This window comes from Salinimonas lutimaris, from assembly GCF_005222225.1.
GTDB lineage: Bacteria > Pseudomonadota > Gammaproteobacteria > Enterobacterales > Alteromonadaceae > Alteromonas > Alteromonas lutimaris.
Window position 1 is genome coordinate 1,099,692 of the sequence record NZ_CP036536.1, and the last position, 18,652, is coordinate 1,118,343.

The following is an 18,652-nucleotide window of genomic DNA, read 5'->3' on the forward strand; positions in this document are numbered from 1 at the left end:
AGACCGTTATGCCGGTGGCATGACACAGCTGACTGAACGACGCACATGGATGTGCGGCTGGGCAATGCTTCATGGATGAACAGCTCTAGTGGCAGTTTTATTTAATCAGTCAGCCTGTTAACGAGATCCCCGCTTTCGCGGGGACGACGAAATATGCGAGATCCCCATTTTCACCGGAACGACAGATTAATATGCGTCGTCCCTGAAGCCCGAAGGGCTATCAGGGATCTCCTTGGAACCTGACTACGCTTGTTCAAAGGTTGTTTTACATTAGCCGGGCTGCTTAGGAGAGCCTATTTGTCATAGAGATAGAGGGAGCCTGCCCGGCATCATTCTTATTTGTTCATTGTGGCGAACAAGGGTACACTAATGCTCGTTTATTCCACGGGTACATTATGAAGTTAACCATTAACCTTATCGGCAAAAATGTTCGCTATCGGCGGGCGTTCAGCATGCGCACTCTGGTCAGTCTGACCGTGTTGTCGTCGTTGCTGATGCTGATCTCCAGTCGTTCGACGGAGTTGGTTAGCGAGGATATTGCCCGTCTGAGTCTGGCCCAGCAAGCCAACGACGAAGACAGTGCTGCACTGGCCGAACTTGAAGCCAGTACTCAGGCCCAGCTGCAGGTGATTATTACCCAGCTTGCACAGCTTAAAGGCCAGATGAGTGAGCTTGATGGTCGTGGAAAACAAATTGCTGAAGAATTAGGGATGAAAGCACAGGATTTAGATGCTTTTGTCACCAATGCCGTAGCACAACCGATGGATAATGAACCCGTGCTCAGGCAGATTCAGGCCATGCAGGCCAGCGTTGACGACAAAGCCCGTCAGCTGGCAATGCTTGAAAGTCTGGTTCGGGGTCACCATATCCAACAACAGAGTCAATTATCAGGCAGGCCGGTTGCGTCTGGCTGGTTGTCTTCTTATTACGGCATGCGCGCAGATCCATTTACAGGCAGCCCGGCTATGCACAAAGGGCTGGACTTCGCAGGCCCGGTTGGGTCAGATGTTGTTGCCACTGCTGCAGGTATTGTGACCTGGGCAGGTGAGCGCAGCGGTTATGGTAACCTGGTAGAAATTGAACATAAAAACGGGTACACCACCCGGTATGGTCATAATCAGGATATTGAAGTTGTGGTAGGTGACGTTGTCACCAAAGGTCAGTCTATTGCCCGAATGGGGAATACAGGCCGCTCCACGGGCGCGCATGTGCATTACGAAGTAATTAAGAACGGACAACCTGTCGACCCCCTTCCGTTTACCCGCCAATAGCAGGGTAACCTGTCTAATCATTCACTCTGTGTCTGCGGCCTTAGCATAAAGTTAGGGTGGCGTACCTTATGTTGTTTCGCGTAAGGTGTCATTTTTCAAAAACAGCAAGGCGATGTCTGTGACTAGGCAGCCTTAACCAGTAGTGGAATTTGCAACGTAATGTTTTCAAGCGTCCTGAGAAAAGTGTTCGGTAGCCGAAATGACCGACTTGTAAAAAAACTAAAAAAATCTGTCGATGCCATTAACGGCCTGGAAAAGGAATTTGAAGCGCTTTCTGACGAGCAGCTGCAAGCCAAAACCGCCGAGTTCAGACAGCGTATCGCTGACGGCGCCTCGCTGGATGACCTGTTAACCGAAGCGTTTGCAACGGTACGTGAAGCCAGTAAGCGGGTTTATGGTATGCGCCACTTTGATGTTCAGATGCTGGGTGGCCAGGTACTGCATCAGGGTAAAATTGCCGAGATGCGTACTGGTGAAGGTAAAACACTGACCGCCACATTGCCTACCTACTTAAATGCCTTATCCGGTAAAGGAGTTCACGTTGTTACGGTGAACGACTATCTGGCCAAGCGTGATGCTGACTGGAGCCGGGAATTGTTTGCCTTTCTGGGGATGACTGTTGGTTGTAATATCCCGGGCATGCCGCCGCAAATGAAACGTGAGGCGTATCAGGCTGACGTGACCTACGGTACAAACAACGAATTCGGGTTTGATTACCTGCGTGACAACATGGCGTTCAGCCCGGAAGACCGGGTGCAGCGAGAACTGAATTTTGCCGTGGTGGACGAAGTTGACTCTATCTTAATTGACGAAGCACGTACCCCGCTGATTATTTCCGGTGCCGCCGAAGATAACGCGGAATTGTACCGCGCTATTAACCTTGTTATTCCCGAGCTGGTTCAGCAGGAAAAAGAAGACGAGGAAGGTGAACAGGGCGACGGTGATTACACCGTGGATGAAAAAGCCAAACAAATCCATCTGACTGAAAAAGGTCAGATCCATGTAGAAGAAGTCTTGTTGGAAAAAGGCATTCTGCCGGAAGGACAGTCTTTGTTTGATGCAGGTAATATTTCTCTGCTACACCATATCAACGCGGCACTGCGTGCTCACAAGCTGTTCCAGAAAGATGTGGACTACATCGTTAAGGAAGACCAGATTGTTATTGTTGATGAGCATACCGGACGGACAATGGAAGGACGTCGCTGGTCAGAAGGGTTACATCAGGCTGTAGAAGCCAAAGAAGGCGTAAAGATTCAGAACGAGAACCAGACGCTGGCCTCTATCACTTTCCAGAATTATTTCCGTCTGTATAACACGCTGGCCGGGATGACCGGTACTGCCGATACCGAAGCCTTTGAGTTTAATCATATCTATAGTCTGGAAACCGTGGTTATCCCGACTAACAAGCCCATGGTTCGTAAAGATATGGCTGACCTGATTTACATGACTGCAGAAGAAAAGTACGAAGCTATCGTGCAGGATATTCGGGCATGTGTGGAGCGCGGTCAGCCGGTACTGGTGGGCACTATCTCCATCGAAAACTCAGAGCTGTTGTCCCGGGTGCTGAAAAAAGAAAAAATTAAACACAAGGTACTGAACGCAAAATTCCACGCCCAGGAAGCGGATATTATCTCAGAAGCCGGTCGTCCGGGGGCAGTCACTATCGCCACCAACATGGCCGGTCGTGGTACGGATATTGTGCTGGGCGGTAGCTGGCAAAGCGAAGTCGAGAAACTTGATAATCCGACTGACGCGCAAATCGAAAAGATTAAGGCTGAGTGGAAAGCCCGTCATGATGCGGTGCTGGAGTCTGGCGGTCTGCACATTATAGGTACTGAGCGTCATGAATCACGTCGTATCGATAACCAGCTGCGTGGTCGTGCTGGTCGTCAGGGGGATGCGGGGTCAAGCCGATTCTATCTGTCTTTAGATGATGCACTGATGCGTATTTTCGCTTCTGAAAAAATGGCTGGCATGATGAAGCGTCTTGGCATGGAGCGAGGCGAGGCGATTGAGCACCCGTGGGTAACCCGGGCTATTGAAAATGCTCAGCGTAAGGTAGAAGGCCGTAACTTCGATATTCGTAAGCAACTGCTGGAATACGATGATGTGGCTAACGATCAGCGTAAAGTGATTTATGAGCAGCGTAATGAACTGCTTGATGAAGGCGATATCAGTGAAACCATTACCGCCATTCGCCACGATGTACTTGATGGAGTGGTCAGCGAATATATCCCACCGCAGTCGCTGGAAGAAATGTGGGATGTTAATGGTCTGCAAGAGCGTCTGAAAGCCGATTTTGCGGTAGATCTTCCCCTTCAGCAATGGCTGGACAGCGACGACAAGCTATACGAAGAAAAGCTGCGTGAGCGGATTACCGGAGAAGTGGAGTCGGCGTACAAAGCGAAAGAAGAAATCGTTGGCGAGCAAGTGCTGCGTCAGTTTGAAAAAGCAGTCATGCTGCAAAATCTGGACAGTAGCTGGAAAGAGCATCTGGCGGCCATGGACCACCTGCGTCAGGGTATTCACCTGCGCGGTTACGCCCAGAAGAATCCTAAGCAGGAATATAAGCGTGAGTCGTTCGAGCTGTTCTCACAAATGCTCGAAGCGCTTAAAACAGAAGTGATTACTGTACTGAGCCGGGTTCAGGTGCGGGCTGAATCTGATGTAGAAAAAGTCGAAGAGCAGCGTCGTCAGGCAGATGATGTGCCCAAAAACTTTGAGCATCAGGAAACGGATACCGCACCGGACGCAGCCGCGGCAGAAGCACCGCGGGGCCCGCAAACCGCATTGCGTGAAGGACCAAAAGTAGGTCGTAATGACCCTTGTCCGTGTGGTTCTGGTAAAAAATACAAGCAATGCCACGGTAAGCTGTCCTGATGAAACAGGTCAGTGTGGCCGTGGGTGTGGTAAAGCGCGGGGCACAGATATTTGTAACCCTGCGCAGCGCTGACCAGCATCAGGGCGGCAAATGGGAATTTCCCGGAGGCAAGATTGAAGCCGGAGAAACAACATTTGACGCGCTATGCCGCGAACTGCATGAAGAGATTGGGATACAGGTGCACGCCAGTGCACCTCTGGTGCTGATTGAACATGACTATGGTGATAAAAGGGTATGCCTGGATGTTCATGTGGTTGAGCAATTCGAACACGAGCCGTATGGCAAAGAATCCCAGCCCGGCAAATGGGTATCGGTTGATGCCTTAAGGGCAGAGGACTTTCCCGCCGCCAATGTGCAGATTATTGAACAGCTGCAATGCTAACAGAGCGCCTTTTACAGGCGCTTTTTTATTGCCATTCCGCCTGTAAAAAAATGTGATATTTTCCGCCTGCTACTTTTGTCTATTTGCTGATTATTAAATTTCGTTAATACGTGAGCTTTTCCAGGTAACCCCCCTGAATAGGTGCAGATTTTTATTTGTACCATGACATTAGCGACACTGGCTATGTGGCATTTGTGTCATCTGAGTGATTTGCGCAGTGCCTGAATCCATACTTTGGTATGCAAAGCTATAACAATAAGCAGACTGTTCCTGACTAAACCTTATAACACCGGATAACGGATTTTATTATTTCTTGGTTTATTGAGGATAAGTCATGGCACTTAAAAAACATACCGAGCAAGCGCCTGCCCCTGTAGTGAGGGTTGATACAAAGATGCGTAAAGATGCAGAGGCAGAGCGGCGTAAGGCCCGTACTCTGGCCCGTCAGCAACAGGCCGCAGAGCGAATTTCCTCGGCTACCGCTGAACTGGCTAGCGGAATCACCCAGTCAGCCAGTGCCACCGACCAGTTATCAACAGCCATCAACGAGATTGCAGCCGGCGCAGAAGAGTCCAGCAGTGCTAGCCAGGAAAGTCTGGCTGCCATTACGCAGATTTCCGGCTCGCTGAAATCGCAGCTGGAATTGTCCGGTAAAACCCTCGATAAAACCAATATTCTGCAAAATTTTGTTGAACGGGTGGTAGGCGATTTGTCGACCATGATGTCCAGTGTCAAAACGGCTTCAGAACATCAGGCTCGTTCGGTGGTTATGATGAGCGAACTGGAGCAACAGGCCTCCAATATTGGTGAAGCGGTTAAACAGGTTACCCGCATCGCCGATCAAACCAATTTGCTTGCCTTAAACGCGGCCATTGAAGCTGGTCGTGCCGGCAAACACGGTAAAGGCTTTGCTGTGGTCGCCGATACGGTTCGCGCACTGGCTGAAGTCTCCGATAAAAGTGCGGCGGATATTGCCATGCAAATTGAGCAGATTCAACAGCAGTCCAACCGGGTATCAGATGCGGTCAAATCATCCTCTGAAGCGGCTCTGGAAGAAGTGACTAAAGGGGAGTCGGTCACCGAACAGCTGGTGCGTATTAAAAGCGATATGACGCTGATTGCCGATGGCGCGCTGAGCTTACAGACCAGAATACGGGAAATGGACAGTGCCGCCCGTGAAATTCAGACCGGTGCTGAAGCCATATCCTGTGCCGCCGACGAGCAATCTTCAGCTGCGCAGGAAGTGTCCAGTAATGTAACTGAGCAAAGCAGCGCGCTGTCTCAGGCTGAACAAGCAGCACAGTCGCTGGAAATTATCACCGAAGAGCTAAAGAACAGTACCGACATTAATAAGAGCGCCGAGGAAGTAGCCTCGTCCGCGGAAGAGTTGTCTGCCACACTGGAAGAAATCAACCGGTCTTCTACTGAAATTGCCACTGCCCTGAATCAGGTAAACAACGGTTCACAACAGGCTGCTGCTGCAGTAGACCAGTCAGTTGGCAACATCGATACCCTGCGCGACGGCGTGGATCAGGCATCCAGTCAGTGTCAGCAAGCCCTGGACCGGGGTAACGAAATTACTCAGCTACTGCAAAACAACCGAATCCTCATTGAGGAAATGGTCACCGGTATCAATAACGCGCTGGAAACCAGCAAAGAGAATGTCTCCTCTATTACCAATATGGAAGCCATGACCCGTCAAATCGACAAGGTTATTGATACCATCACGACGGTGTCGGTCAAAACCAGCATGCTGGCAGTAAATGGTGCCGTAGAAGCAGCTCGGGCCGGTGAATACGGTAAAGGCTTTGCCGTCGTGTCTGCCGATATTCAGAGTCTGGCTGACGAGGCTGCTGAGAATGTTGAGCAAATCAAAGATCTTATTAAAGCCATTCAGGACCAGACCCTGAACGTGAAACAGGATCTGACTAACGTGGCTGAAAGTGCTACCCGCGAAGTACTTAAAGCCCGGCAAACCACCGAAGACATTACTGCCATTGCCAAAGACATGACAGAGGTGCTGGATTACAACACAGAAATGCAGAACGCCGGAAATGAAATTGCGGCGGCGGTAAGTCAGGCGCAAAAAGGGATGGAACAGATTGCTGCAGCCAATGAGCAGGCCAGCAGTAATTGTCAGCAGGCACTGTCTGCCTCTGAGCAACAAAGTAAAGGAATGGAAGTGCTGGCCCGGTCAATTGAAGAAATTGCATCTGTGGCTGATGAAATGCAAAACAGCTAATTCACTGGGTAAGGAGAAAGGTTATGGCTGATGTCGAAACCCCTACTACCGATGTCCAGGATGAATCTGTCATTAATGATCACGAGCAGCAGTTTGTGTCATTTATCATCGGCGAGGAAAATTTTGCCTTTCCGATGGAGGCGGTAGGCGAAATTATTCGTGTTCCAACCATGGTAGAGGTGCCGCTTGGCCCTGTACAGATGCTGGGACTGGCTAACTTACGTGGCAGTGTACTGCCGGTTTATGACCTGCGCTGTGTACTACTCGGTCATTCCGGCGAGCAAACCGATACGTCCCGGGTGGTGGTCGTGGAGTCTTCACTGGGTGTCACCGGCTTTCTGGTTGACCGGGTGGCCCGCGTCTACAGCGTCAGCAAAGACGCGGTAGATACCAGTCGCAGTAAGCAAAATGATTCCTCCATCTCCTACGATTATCTGGATGGTCTGGTTAAGCAAAGCGACCAGCCCATTGAACAGATCCTCAATGTAGGACGCCTGGTGGAAGCCCAGGTCAATATGGTGGCAGCAGAAAAACGCAGTGCTATCTCCATAGGCGGCAGCAAAAAGCTTAATCAGGAAACCGAGCAGGTTGAAGAAGAGCAGTTGCAGCAGCTGGTGTGTTTTTCACTCAACCAGCAGGAGTTTGCTTTTCATCTTCAGGATGTGGGTGAAATTGTGCGGATCCCGGATGATATTTCCCTGCTGCCAGACAGTCACCCGTCGGTGCTGGGATTGGTCAATATGCGAGGCAAAATCATTCCGATTGTGGATTTGTCGATGAATCTGGGCATGAACCCCTGCCAGATGAATGACAATGCCCGGATTATTATTGTGCATGCCAATCAGTCAGAGGCAGGCTCGGTGGGCTTTGTGGTGGAACGCGTCAGTAATGTGGTAAGCATTTCGCCGGCTGCGCTGGAAGCGGTGCCGACCATGTTCAGTGATGGCTACAGTGAAAGTGTGCTTGAAGCAGTTTATCGCTGTGCGGATACCAAGCGGCTAATCAGCATTATCAACTTGCATAATGTGTTTTCCCGCTCTCTGGATGCATCGCTGGGTGAGCTGGATGCTGTCAATGATGAGGACGAGGCAATGAAACAGGCAGAGCAGGCCGAAATTAACGAAGATGATTACTCGCAGTATGTGATCTTCTGGATTAACGGCCAGGAGTACGGTGTAGGTATTGAAGATACACAGGAAATCACCCGTCTGCCGGATAAGCTGGAAAGCGTACCCAACACACCGGATTACCTGCGCGGTATTGTGAATCTGCGCGGTACCGTATTGCCGGTCATTGACCTGCGCAGTCGTCTGGGTATGCCAGTGGCAGAAACGTCTGAGCGTCAGCGAATTGTGGTTCTGACCCGCGACAAACAGCGAACCGGTTTTATTGTAGATGGTGTCGCCGAGGTAAAAACGGTGGTTAGCCAGACAATTGAATCCGCGCCATCGCTGTCTAACGAGCAGGCTCAAATGCTGTCACGTCTGATTAAGCTGAATGATGAGCAACGTATTATTCAGCTGATCGACCCGACCGTGCTGCTCAGTGATGAAGCTATCGATAACCTGTCAGTATCTTAAAGAGGAAGTTATGTCCGTAAAAGTATTAGTGGTTGATGACTCTGCCTTAATGCGCAAATTATTTACGGAAACCTTCATCCGCAACGGTTTTGAAGTAGCCAGCGCACGGGATGGAGAAGAAGCGTTAAGTAAGGCAGCAGAATTCCGGCCAGAGGTCATTACGCTGGATATCAACATGCCGGTGATGGACGGTATTACGTGTCTCAGCCTGCTAAAAAAAGTGCATCAGTGCCCAGTACTAATGCTGTCATCACTCACCAGTAAAGGTGCGTTGGTGACGCTTGAGGCATTAGCCCTGGGAGCGGCTGATTATGTTCTTAAGCCCGGCGGCACCGTCACCCGGGATATCAGCGAAATTGAAAAGGAGCTGGTGGAAAAAATCAGCGCGCTGGCGGGTAAACCGGTCAGCCGGACGGCTCGTCCGGTTAGGCAGGCAGCTGCACCGGTTAGCCGTGCCACGCCGCCTGCGCGGCCGGCACCGGCAAGCGCTGGTGACATCCAGTATGTATTTATCGGGGTGTCGACGGGAGGGCCGAAAAAGCTGGAGCAGATTCTGACCCGGCTGCCGGCTGACTTTCCCTGCCCGGTGATTGTGGCCCAGCATATGCCGGCCCAGTTTACCGCTGCACTGGCCAAGCGCCTGGATAATCTGTGTCATTTGCACGTGGTAGAGGTGAGTAGTCGAATGCGTATCGAGCCGGGTCATATCTACATGGCAAAAGGTGATGCGGATATTTCATTACTTAAGAATGCCGATCATATTTTTGCCCGGCCTGTTCCGGCCAGTCCGAAGCATCTGTGGCACCCCAGTGTAGACAGAATGGTGGAGTCTGCTACCGGCTGTATTAACCCGGCCAATATGTTGTGTATACAGCTGACCGGCATGGGGTACGACGGCGCAGCAGCGATGTCGCAGGCCTATCAGCGTGGTGCAGTCACGATTGCTGAAAGTGAGAATACCGCCACTGTGTTTGGTATGCCCAAAGAGCTGATTCAGACGGGCTGTGCCAGCCACATTCTGGACAGTAACCAGATAGCATCAAAGGTGCTCAATATTTGCAAAATAGCAGGAGTAGTATGATGGGGTTAAAAAAAGCAGCATTAGCCACTGTTGATGCACCGGCAGAGGAAGACCGCCGTGACAGTGAAAGAGACCTTAACAGCCTGATCAATGATTTAAGCAACTCCTGTGTAAATGTGCGACGCTGGGCTGCCCGTGACCTGACCAACAACCTGGCAGCCCGACCGGCAATTCTTGACCAGATTGATAAAGAGACCAACCCCAACGTGATTGAAGCGCTGTTCAGCGCCATTCAGGGGATGTGTGATGAGGGGATTGTACAGGCGCTTATCAACAAGTTGAAATCAGAAGATGCCCAGGTCAGAAACGGGGCAATAGAAATATTTCAGAGTCAGCCGGATCTGTTTGCTGCCCATGTTAAAGAGTTGCTGCTGGATGATGACCCTGATACACGCATTTTTGCCGCTGACATCATCGGCGTTATTCGTCATCCTGACGCCCGTCTGTGGCTACATGATTTAGCCATGTACGACGACAATATCAATGTGGTGGGTACCGCCATTGATAAACTGGCCGAAGTGGGGGATGCCTCTACACTGCCGGTGCTGAACAAAGTATCCCAGCGATTTGGCGATGCTCCCTACATTGCCTTTGCCATCAACTGCGTCAGACAAAACATAGGAGATACGAATGAGTAGCTCTGTTGCCAGCGCAGTCACTGATACGATAACGGTTGCTGATTTTGAGCGGTTCAGAACCCTCTTTTATCGTAAAACCGGTATTCATTTTGAAGACTCCAAGCGCTATTTTGTTGATAAACGTTTACGCGAACGGATGAAGCAAACCGGCCACGAGACGTTTAAAAATTACTTTACCTTCATGCGCTTTCAGGCATCAGGCGAAGAGTTTCAGAACCTGACCAACGCCATGACCGTCAACGAAACCTATTTTTTTCGTGAAGACTATCAGTTTCAGACGATGTGTAAGTACCTGATGGACGAACTGGACGGCCAGCGCCCTCAGGGCCAGGATTTACGCATCTGGTCGGTCCCTTCCAGCACCGGCGAGGAGCCGTACTCGATTGCCATATTTTTAATGGAATTCTGGAAAGGGCTGGCACACCGTGACGTCGAGCTGGTGTCCTCAGATATCGACACCAGTGTGCTGGCCCGGGCTAAAGCCGGTATCTATTCCAAGCGCTCGGTACAAAATATTCCTATTACCATCAGACAAAAATACTTCACTCAGCAAGGACAGGAATTTCATCTTTGTGATGACATTCGTGAGTCGGTTTCCTTTTCGCTGGCCAATCTTGTTGGCACCCAGAATACCAAGTCGTTTCGCAGCTTCGACCTGATATTTTGCCGCAACCTGCTGATTTATTTCGATGACGACTCTCGTCGTCAGGCCGCTCAGGTACTTTACGATGCGCTGAACCCAGGCGGTTATATCTTTCTGGGACATTCTGAGTCGATGAGCCGCATAAGCTCACTGTTTAAAGTGAGAAAGTTCGGCGATGTGATTGTTTACCAGAAACCGCTTTTTGAGGGAGACAGAGTATGAAAACCGTCATGATTGTAGATGACGCCAACACGGTAAGAATTTATCACCGGGCGCTGATCTCCAGCCCTTCCAGACAGGTTGAGGAAGCCGAGAACGGAGTCGAGGCGCTGGAAAAGGCGGTTGGACGTAACATCGATTTATTTATGGTGGATGTCAACATGCCGAAAATGGACGGTTACCGGTTATGTCAGGAAATCCGTCGCAGCGATCTACTGAACCAGGTACCGATTATCATGATTAGCACTGAGGCAGCATCGTCAGATGCAACCCGGGCTTATGAATGTGGTGCTAATTTTTATATGATAAAACCGGTTGAAGGTAACCAGCTCAATGAAGTGGTATCCCTGATGCTGGGCGAGGTATAGCCATGAATGAGATGCTGGATGTATTCATTGGTGAGTCCCGGGAAGGACTGGAAACAGCTAGTCAGCAGCTGCTGGCCTTGCAGTCTGAAGGATTCAGTCAGGAACGCATCGACACCATTTTCAGAGATCTGCACACTATAAAGGGCTCATCCGGGCTGTTTGATATTGTGCCGTTGACCCGGCTGGCGCATGCCGCCGAGGATCTGCTCGATAGCATTCGCGCTGGCCAGACGCCGTTTACCGATGAGGTCGGGGATTTACTGCTTGAGACGCTCGACCAGATTTCTGACTGGTTTGATGATCTTGAGGTAGGCAATGAAGATGTTAATGCATGGGAAACCACCTCTTTTGGCTTAAGCCACCGGGTCAGAGCATACATCCAGGATGAAACCCAACAAACAGTCGAACCGACAGATGCGCCGGACGATATTGCTGCTCTTGAGCCGCCTCTGGAGGCGGCGCCGGCATTAAGCCCTGAGTTATTGCAGAGTCTGGCATGGATGCCGGTGGCCAGTGTTTTTAACGGGCTGCGTATGGCGTCTGGCAAAAACCTGCAACTGTTAGCCTACACACCTGACCAGGATGGTTTTTTTCGCGGCGAAGACCCGGTTAACGTGGTACTGGCAACCCCGGGGCTGGTCGACTTCACCCTGACGCCCAAGCAAGAAGATACCAACCCGGACGATGTGTTTCTGTGTCACCTGGATATTCAGGCCGTGGCCGCTAACGATGCGGCCGGTATGGCAGCGCATATGGCGTATTATGAAGGCCAGTACACCAGCAGCGAGCTGCATTACTGGCAACTGGTCTGTCATTATCGCGACACCATTAACCGCTTACTGGAGCAGGATCATTTTCAGGCGCTGAAAGACGCCATTAATGAAGGGGACGGTCCTCAGGTACGCAGCTTAAGTGACTTTGCCCTGACCACGTCAAATCCGCAGAGTGATGAATTTGCTATTTGTCAGTGGTTGCTCAGTATCAGTGATGATGCAGCTTTGCTGGCCCGTTTACAGGCAAGCCTGACTCCTTCAGTAATGGCCGCTCCGGAGGCGCCCCGTCAGACAGACATCAGTGAAAACAGCTCGTCCCAGGCAGCAGAGGAGACCGGCTCCCGGGTGTTGACCGAGCAGGCCCGCGCTGTACTGAAAACTCAGATTGCTCACCTGGAGCGGATCAGCGGCACCGAGCAGGAAGCTATGCTGCTGCCGTCAGTCACCCTGATCATCCGCAATATCCTGCTTAAAACTGATAACAGGGTGCCATCTGATAGCAACTGTGCCGGCGACTGGATAGAGGTGTGCAAAGATGCACTTAATGCCACACGCTCGGTAGAGGAGGTACTGAATGAGGCTGTGGATGCGGTCCAGGTAGCCGAAGCCAGTGCCAATACTGCGCCGTCGGTGGAGACCGGCCCGTCGTCTTTGGCCAATAAAATCCCAGATGCCGAGGCTGCTAAGGCGGGTGAACGTCAGGTCACCAAAACCCTGAAAGTTAATCAGGAAAAAATAGATTACCTGATGGATCTGATTGGCGAGCTTACCGTGGCAAAAAACTCACTGCCTTATCTGGCACGCCAGGCGGAGGACGGTGACGGACGCAAACTGTCAAAACAAATCAAGTCTCATTTTTCCATTGTTAACCGGTTAACCGAAGAGCTGCAAAGTGCGGTCCTGCAAATTCGTATGGTGCCGGTGTCCCATGTTTTCCAGCGTTATCCCCGGCTGGTCAGAGACCTGTCCCGTAAGCTCAATAAAAAGATTGAGCTGGTCATGCAGGGTGAAGATACCGAATTTGACAAAAACCTGATTGAATCGCTTTCAGAACCGCTGATTCATCTGCTGCGAAACAGTATCGACCACGGTATTGAAGCTCCCGAGTTCAGGGCCATGCAGGGCAAGCCGGAGACCGGCACAATTCATCTGATTGCTACGCCCAAAGATGACAATGTCATTATTGAAATTCGCGATGATGGTAAGGGCATCGACCCTGAAAATATCAAGATGCTGGCTTACCAGAAAGGCATTATTAATGAAACCCAGCTTGACAGTATCGAAGACAACGAAGCCTTGCAGCTGATCTTTGCCCCTGGCTTTTCCACTATGGAAACCGTATCAGATCTGTCTGGCCGTGGTGTCGGCATGGATGCCGTCAAAACCATGGTCCATCATGCCGGCGGCACTATTGAAATGGAAAGTACCGTTGGCGTGGGTACCACCTTTAAACTGATATTGCCGCAAACCATGTCGGTAAACCGGGTCATGATGTTTGAGGTGAACGAGCAGATGTTTGGCGTGAGCATGGACAGCGTGGTGGAAACCGTCAAGGTGAAAGCCAGTGAAGTACAGCTGGTAAAAAATCATCCGGTGCTGGTGCTGCGTGAAAAACTCGTGCCGCTGCATTGTCTGCGTGAAAAACTGGGCTTTATACCAAAGACACATGCAAATGATGAAGAGCAGTCTATTCTTGTAGTAAGCACAGGAAATGGTGAATTTGGTTTGATCATTGATAAGTTCCACGAAGGCATCGATGTGATTCAAAAACCGCTTGAAGGCGTGATGGCAGGCTTTTCACACCTTTCAGGTACTGCGTTACTGGGTGACGGCAGAGTGCTGCTGATTATCAATGCACAGGAGCTGGTGGCATGCCGATAGAGTTTAAAAAGAAAGTCGCTGTGCTGGATGGCAACTGCGAAATCGACCTGGCCGAAGAGCTGGATCTGTGGCTGCAGGAAAGCGCTGGACGACAGGTGAATCTGAAAAACCTGACCAATGCGCACACCGCAATTTATCAGGTCCTCATCCGACGCCGTCCGGGCGTGTCAGTGTGGCCTCAGGACGCAGCTTTTCACTGGCTCAGTAAAGCAATGGCAAATGATGCGCAGGGAACAGCGGAATATGGCACCTGAGGTGATTGTTGTAGCAAACCGTAAAGGCGGTACAGCCAAAACCACCACGGTGGTTAATCTGGCGCACCAGTTGGCCGTACAGCAACAACGGGTATTGATTCTGGATCTGGATAATCAGGGGCATATTGAATTTGGATTCGGGCATAAACTGAGCCCGGTGCCACAGGCACAATGGCTGGAAACAACCCCCATGTTCAAAGGACTGTTCAGGTTTAATCCCTGGATTGATTTGGCACTGGCCGACACCCGGCTGGGTGAGGAAGAGCAGCCAGTGAAACTGCACAGTTTCTGTTATCTGCTCGAGCAGTCAGACATACAACATCATTACGATGTAGTACTGATTGATACACCGCCCACACTAGGTCCGGTATTACTGGCTGCGCTGGCGGCGGCGAACCGAATTGTGATTCCGGCAGAACCCACCCCACTGGCATCTGATGGTGTGGATAAATTACTGAAAGCCTGTACCCGGGCTATCCAGAGCCGACGTTTCCGGGCGTCCCGAATTGAGATCTTGCCGGTGATGGTGGATAAGCATTTAACCCTGCACCGGCAAACGCTGAGGCAGTGGGTCAGCCGGTTTGGTCATGACCGAGTGTTACCCGCCATTCGGCGTAATATCAAGCTGGCAGAGGCGTTTTCCCGCCAGCAACCCGTGGCTGAGTACGCGCCACGCTGTGCCGGCGCACAGGACTATAAAGCGCTGTGCAAGACGTTATTTATACACCAGAGGTGAAGCATGAGTACCATTCATTTAGTTGATGATTCAGCCACCATGCTAATGAGCATGGAGATGCTGTTAAAACGGGCCGGTTACACTGTGATTAAATCACAGGATGCATCAGCGGCATTAAATACGCTCAATTCAGAAACCCCAAAACTGATCATTACTGACCTGAATATGCCAGGCATGAACGGCATTGAGCTGATTCAGGAGGTCAAAAAAATCGGCAAGTTCCGGTTCACGCCCATTTTGATGCTCACCACCGAGTCTCAGCAGGCCCGGCGCGAAGAAGCAAAACGCGCCGGAGCAACAGGATGGCTGGTGAAACCGGTAGAACCCAATCAGTTACTGGCCGTTGTTAAACAACTTGTTCCCGCAGCCTGAGGATAGGTCATGAATGCAGCAAGCTTCATTAAACAGATACAGGACAAACTACATCAGCAGGCATGGCTGTCATCCCCTTATTTGCGGGCGACCGCACTGAGTACTGCCGGTACCTTATTGATTGTTTGTGTGGGCTTGCTGGCCAACTACTTATTAAATATCAGTATTTCTGTTCCTGTTATGGTGACCAGCAGTATACTGACCAGCCTGCTGTGGAGCGCCAGCTTGCTGTACCGGGAACTGAAAAACGCAGACCAGATGAGCGAGGCGCTTAATAGTGCCGATGCTTATCTGACCAAGACCTCACAACAGTTGCACAGCACCTACGAGCAGGTTGATGAGTATGCGGCAATCCTCAAAGGCCAGATTGACGGTATTTCCGAGATCACCGAAGAAGCCTCGATGGATCTCATCACTGCCTTGTACGAAATAGAAAGCAGCGTACAGGACGGCATTGATACTATTGACCAGACCCAGCGGCGCAGCGAGCGGATTCGCCAGAATAGTGCCGGTGAATTTGACATGGTGAATCAGCGGCTAGAGGAAATTACCCAGCTTATCAGTGCTCAACAGGAACAGGAGCAGGCGCATAACCAGGCTATTGGCGAGGTATTACAGGAAATCGATAACCTGAAAGAGCTGACAGAACTGGTTAAAAATATTGCGTTTCAGACCAATCTGCTGGCCCTCAACGCCGCTATCGAAGCGGCCAGAGCCGGTGAGCAAGGCAGAGGCTTTGCTGTGGTGGCAGATCAGGTCAGAACCCTGTCAGGGCAGTCCAGTGAAGCGGCTGAAAAGATTGAGTCAGGGATTCGCTCGGCGCTGGATACCGCCCGACTGCATGGCGAAAAGCTACTCAGTGAAAACCAGAGTAGCGAAACCTGTGAGTTACTGGCCTCGTTTTCCCAGTCGATGACCAATATCACCGAGTGTTATCACAAGCTTGAGGCGATTCAGCCCTGTATGATTAACGGATTTTCTGATAGTGCCAGCAGGGTAGCCTCAATGGTCAGCAGTGCTATCGGCAAAATTCAGTTTCAGGATATTATTCGCCAGCGCGCTGAAAACGTGAAGCTGGAGCATGATGCGATTGTTAGTTTATTCGAGCAGTTTTCGGTGTATGTGGAACAGCGCAAAGACTTTGACCAGTCTTTCAATCTTAATACCGCCGAGATGTTTGAAAACTACGTAATGGAAGATCAGCGCCGGATTCATTTTGATATCTCGTCCAGCGTGCCGGGTGATGAAAAGTCACCGGCTCAGGAAGCGCGGGAACCTAAAATAGAATTGTTTTAAGCTGGCCTTATGCTGCCGGTAAAGCGTTATTCCGGCAGCGTGGGGCAGTCTTACAGTGTTACCTGGCTGGCTGTGGCAAATGCCACATGCAGCTTGGCGTAAGCTGCTTCATTAATGAAATGCGGATAGGTGGGGGATTCTCCCTCCCACACAATTTCACTGCCATCAAAACGTTTAAATACCGGCTGACCGGCCAGCAGAGGCTGAAAATCATTATCCTGCAAAGCATGATGCACCATCGCATCACGGCCGCCGTCTTCAGCCATCGGAAAACCGACTTCCTGTCCTAAACGAAAGACCTCGCAGGGCGTTAACTCACCCAGCGTGCCGGCATTATATGCCACACAAAAATCCAGCAGCACTTCGGCCATGGTCTGGGTTAGCTGGTAAACATCCTCGCGCAGCACGCCCTGTGGCTGACCACCCACTTCAATCATCACGCCCCGGGTGCCTGTGGTGCACAGATAACCGTGTTCGCTGACCGGTTTTTCATCTTCCAGCAGTATATTGGCTTCCGGCATATGCTGTTTAACATAGCGGGCCATCTGCACATGAAATTCATCGGCTTCAAGAATGATCAGTGTTGCCCCCATTTGGCTGGTGGTGTTATGCACATCAATCACCAGGTCATACTGACTGCTGCCTTTTGGCCCCAGCTGCTGATTTAATTGCTTAGCCAGCTGCGCTTCGCGGGCGGGATTATCGGCCGCTAAGCGAGCTTGAGTAAACTGGCGGTTAAGATCTTCATCTAAAAAGCGCACGTTGGCCTGCATGGCCTCTGTATTGGCAAACTGACAGGTCACATCCAGTTCACAGAACCGCTCTGGCAGGCTTTGCTGCCACTGACGAATAAGCTGTATACCACTGGTTTCGTTTCCGTGCGTGCCCCCGACAAGGGCGATACGTCCAAGCATAAAAAAATCTCTTAGTGTTTGAAAAAGTCGTCCTGTTGCTGGCTCAGCATGGCTTCAATCTCTTCAATATCAACAGGCTGGTCAGCTTCAGACGGTTTTTTACCGGTGGCAGGAATGGTACGCTCTTCGCTGGCCCATTCACCTAAATCCGTCAACTGGCATTTTTTTGAGCAAAACGGACGAAACGGACTTTGCGCTGACCATTCCACTTCTTTTGCACAGATAGGGCATTTAACACGCATGATTGCTCCGAATAACTCGTTATTTCTAATAAGTGATGTTGCTGAGTGTGGTGGCTGTTAATTATTAACAGGCTGAAATAGCAAACTCAACAGGGGTATCAACAGAGGACGACTGGCCAGCCTCGGGCATAAACCACATAAAGCGCAGGGCATACCGGTATTTATTGCCGCTAAGGGTAGGATAATAGCCCTGATCGGTTGCACAGCGTACCCGAATCAGCTCGTTTTTGTCTTCGGCAACGCCCTGATAAAATCCACTCTGCGCAGTCACCTTGCTGAAACTGCCTCGTTCCCGTAAAAACGACAGGCAAATAGAGATGGCTTCTTCCACATCAACCAGGCTTAACAACCAGGTTTTCATCAGATCCTGACGGTCTTCGTTAGGCTGAGCCATCCAGTAATGCAGGCTGGGCAAATCAAAACTACAGGCACCACCGGGAATGGCAAAACGCTGGCGAATGCTGTTCAGGAATTTATCATCCTTTAATGAGCTGCCAAATTTTTTGGCGGTTTTCATGCGATCGCGAATATTGATGATGGACTTTAATGCCTGATCCAGCGCGCTGCTGTCGATATTAGGATGCTGTGACCAGTACACCAGGTTTTTCTCATGGGCGTCCAGGTCTTTAATAATGTCGGTACGTATGTCAATACGCTCAAACAGGTCGAGCAGCGTGAACAGCTGCTCAAAGAAATACATCTGCAACTGGGCAGAAGGCACTGAAGCCCCGCTTTTCAACTGCGATATAAGTTGTTCAATACGCAGGTAATTTCGCACTTTTTCTTTCAGTGGAAATTCGTAAACGGTTTCAGACATGTATTTCCTCGGTAACGCTAATTTCTAGCACTACACCGCAAAAATACACAAATTTCAAGTAA

Annotated in this window: 17 protein-coding genes; 14 read left to right on the top strand and 3 right to left on the bottom strand. The window is 50.5% G+C overall.

Translation table 11 applies throughout. From position 1 onward, the window contains the following. Positions 1 to 395: 395 nt before the first annotated feature. From EZV72_RS04685 to EZV72_RS04750, 14 genes are all read left to right on the top strand, one after another. Positions 396 to 1,271 carry a M23 family metallopeptidase gene (locus tag EZV72_RS04685; protein ID WP_137166144.1) on the top strand — a complete coding sequence of 292 codons (876 nt, stop codon included), beginning with the start codon at positions 396 to 398 and terminating at the stop codon, positions 1,269 to 1,271. Positions 1,272 to 1,430: 159 nt separating this feature from the next. After that, positions 1,431 to 4,151: a preprotein translocase subunit SecA gene (secA, locus tag EZV72_RS04690; protein WP_137166145.1), complete on the top strand. Its 2,721-nt coding sequence runs from the start codon at positions 1,431 to 1,433 to the stop codon at positions 4,149 to 4,151. Beyond that, the gene (gene mutT, locus EZV72_RS04695; RefSeq protein ID WP_137166146.1) at positions 4,151 to 4,534 is read left to right on the top strand and encodes an 8-oxo-dGTP diphosphatase MutT; all 384 of its coding nucleotides are present in this window, start codon (positions 4,151 to 4,153) and stop codon (positions 4,532 to 4,534) included. Before secA ends, mutT begins: the two co-directional genes overlap by 1 nt. A 334-nt stretch (positions 4,535 to 4,868) precedes the next feature. After that, on the top strand, positions 4,869 to 6,776 hold the full coding sequence (locus tag EZV72_RS04700) for a methyl-accepting chemotaxis protein (protein WP_137166147.1): 1,908 nt from the start codon (positions 4,869 to 4,871) through the stop codon (positions 6,774 to 6,776). Between the two features lie 23 nt (positions 6,777 to 6,799). After that, on the top strand, positions 6,800 to 8,356 hold the full coding sequence (locus EZV72_RS04705; RefSeq protein ID WP_137166148.1) for a chemotaxis protein CheW: 1,557 nt from the start codon (positions 6,800 to 6,802) through the stop codon (positions 8,354 to 8,356). Between the two features lie 10 nt (positions 8,357 to 8,366). Further along, the gene (cheB, locus tag EZV72_RS04710; RefSeq protein ID WP_137166149.1) at positions 8,367 to 9,437 is read left to right on the top strand and encodes a chemotaxis-specific protein-glutamate methyltransferase CheB; all 1,071 of its coding nucleotides are present in this window, start codon (positions 8,367 to 8,369) and stop codon (positions 9,435 to 9,437) included. After that, positions 9,434 to 10,075 (top strand): HEAT repeat domain-containing protein, encoded by a 642-nt coding sequence (locus EZV72_RS04715; protein WP_137166150.1) that lies wholly within the window; start codon positions 9,434 to 9,436, stop codon positions 10,073 to 10,075. The genes cheB and EZV72_RS04715 overlap by 4 nt, the downstream gene beginning before the upstream one ends. Further along, positions 10,068 to 10,940 (top strand): CheR family methyltransferase, encoded by an 873-nt coding sequence (locus EZV72_RS04720; RefSeq protein WP_137166151.1) that lies wholly within the window; start codon positions 10,068 to 10,070, stop codon positions 10,938 to 10,940. Before EZV72_RS04715 ends, EZV72_RS04720 begins: the two co-directional genes overlap by 8 nt. Continuing rightward, the gene (locus tag EZV72_RS04725; protein WP_137166152.1) at positions 10,937 to 11,305 is read left to right on the top strand and encodes a response regulator; all 369 of its coding nucleotides are present in this window, start codon (positions 10,937 to 10,939) and stop codon (positions 11,303 to 11,305) included. Before EZV72_RS04720 ends, EZV72_RS04725 begins: the two co-directional genes overlap by 4 nt. Before the next feature lie 2 nt (positions 11,306 to 11,307). Continuing rightward, positions 11,308 to 13,959: a chemotaxis protein CheA gene (locus EZV72_RS04730; protein WP_137166153.1), complete on the top strand. Its 2,652-nt coding sequence runs from the start codon at positions 11,308 to 11,310 to the stop codon at positions 13,957 to 13,959. After that, positions 13,950 to 14,213, top strand: coding sequence for a hypothetical protein (locus EZV72_RS04735; protein ID WP_137166154.1), 264 nt, complete (start codon positions 13,950 to 13,952; stop codon positions 14,211 to 14,213). The genes EZV72_RS04730 and EZV72_RS04735 overlap by 10 nt, the downstream gene beginning before the upstream one ends. Next, a complete protein-coding gene (locus EZV72_RS04740) occupies positions 14,203 to 14,949 on the top strand; it encodes a ParA family protein (protein WP_137166155.1) in 747 nt (248 codons plus the stop codon). The genes EZV72_RS04735 and EZV72_RS04740 overlap by 11 nt, the downstream gene beginning before the upstream one ends. 3 nt (positions 14,950 to 14,952) lie before the next feature. Continuing rightward, positions 14,953 to 15,321: a response regulator gene (locus tag EZV72_RS04745; RefSeq protein ID WP_137166156.1), complete on the top strand. Its 369-nt coding sequence runs from the start codon at positions 14,953 to 14,955 to the stop codon at positions 15,319 to 15,321. A 9-nt stretch (positions 15,322 to 15,330) separates the two neighbouring features. After that, entirely contained in the window at positions 15,331 to 16,617 is a 1,287-nt protein-coding gene (locus tag EZV72_RS04750) for a methyl-accepting chemotaxis protein (protein WP_137166157.1), read from the top strand. A 50-nt stretch (positions 16,618 to 16,667) separates the two neighbouring features. Here EZV72_RS04750 and EZV72_RS04755 read toward each other — a convergent pair whose 3' ends face one another. From EZV72_RS04755 to zapD, 3 genes are all read right to left on the bottom strand, one after another. Next, the gene (locus tag EZV72_RS04755) at positions 16,668 to 17,531 is read right to left on the bottom strand and encodes an aspartoacylase (RefSeq protein WP_137166158.1); all 864 of its coding nucleotides are present in this window, start codon (positions 17,529 to 17,531) and stop codon (positions 16,668 to 16,670) included. Between the two features lie 11 nt (positions 17,532 to 17,542). Beyond that, a complete protein-coding gene (gene yacG, locus EZV72_RS04760; RefSeq protein ID WP_137166159.1) occupies positions 17,543 to 17,773 on the bottom strand; it encodes a DNA gyrase inhibitor YacG in 231 nt (76 codons plus the stop codon). A gap of 64 nt (positions 17,774 to 17,837) precedes the next feature. After that, complete coding sequence (gene zapD / locus EZV72_RS04765; RefSeq protein WP_137166160.1) at positions 17,838 to 18,590, bottom strand: cell division protein ZapD; 753 nt, start codon at positions 18,588 to 18,590, stop codon at positions 17,838 to 17,840. Positions 18,591 to 18,652 lie beyond the last annotated feature (62 nt).